Origin of the sequence: Burkholderia sp. ABCPW 111, assembly GCF_000773065.1 — a bacterium.
Taxonomy (GTDB): Bacteria; Pseudomonadota; Gammaproteobacteria; order Burkholderiales; family Burkholderiaceae; genus Burkholderia; species Burkholderia savannae.
Genome location: NZ_JPWT01000049.1, coordinates 1 through 1,008, shown reverse-complemented (window position 1 = coordinate 1,008; position 1,008 = coordinate 1). Strand labels below are relative to the sequence as shown.

The window sequence follows — 1,008 nt, the reverse complement described above, 5'->3', positions numbered from 1 at the left end:
CGTGATCGGTGCAAGCGGGTTCGTCGTGCCGCCCGACAGCGCGCTCGTGATCGGTGCAAGCGGGTTCGTCGTGCCGCCCGACAGCGCGCTCGTGATCGGCGCGAGCGGGTTCGTCGTGCCACCCGACAGCGCGCCCGTGATCGGCGCGAGCGGATTGGTCGTGCCGCCCGTCAGCAGGCCGCCGACGCTCGAGACCGTGTTGCCCAACTGGCTGACGACGCCGCCGACCGCCTGGACCACCTGGTTGTTCGTCGAGCCCGACACCTTCGCGCCGGCCGCGTTCAGCCCGCCGCCGACGGTGGTCAGCAGATTGTTGACGGGCGCGCCGAGGCCGGTGACGGTGCCGATCGTTTGCGTCGTGCCCGAGACGGCGTTCGTGATCGGGTTGATGACCGCGCTGACGCCGGTTTCGAGTTGCTGGACGGGCGCGCTCGTGAGCACGCTGTTCAGGCCGGAACCGACCTGCGTGACGGTGCTGCCGAGCGTGCCGACCGCGCCGCCGAGCGGCGACGTGACGGGCGCGAGCGGCGCGAGGGGGCCGGTGCCGATGCTCGTCACGACGCCGCCGAGCGACGAAACGGCATTGCCGACGTTCGACACGACGCCGGACGTCGACGTGAGCGTCGGGCCGAGCGGGTTCGTCGACGTGCCGAGCGTGCCGAGGCCGGCGGCGGTGCCGTTGCCGAGCGTCTGGACGCCGTTGCCGAGCGAACTGACGGCGTTGCCGAGGTTCGTGGTCGTCGCGCTGTTCACGCCAGGCACCGACGTGCCGGAGATCTGGTTGCCGGTGGCGGAGACGACGTTGCCCGTCGCGGTGATCAGGTTGCCGGTCTGCGCGAGGATGTTGCCGAGCGGGGAGGAGGCGGTGCCGGAAGTACCGGAAGTGCCCGAAGTGCCCGAAGTGCCCGAAGTGCCCGAAGTGCCCGAAGTGCCCGAAGTGCCCGAAGTGCCCGAAGTGCCCGAAGTACCCGAAGTACCCGAAGTACCCGAAGTACCCGAAGTACCCGA

At 70.5% G+C, this 1,008-nt stretch carries 1 protein-coding gene and 1 pseudogene; one reads left to right on the top strand and one right to left on the bottom strand.

The window, feature by feature from the left end; all coding sequences use genetic code 11:
- On the bottom strand, positions 1-753 hold a 753-nt coding region (locus tag X946_RS06330; protein ID WP_235364003.1), incomplete at its 3' end, for a collagen-like triple helix repeat-containing protein.
- Here X946_RS06330 and X946_RS36080 point away from each other — a divergent pair.
- Positions 722-1,008, top strand: a pseudogene (locus X946_RS36080) (hypothetical protein); the annotation flags it as partial. The gene X946_RS06330 and the pseudogene X946_RS36080 overlap by 32 nt on opposite strands.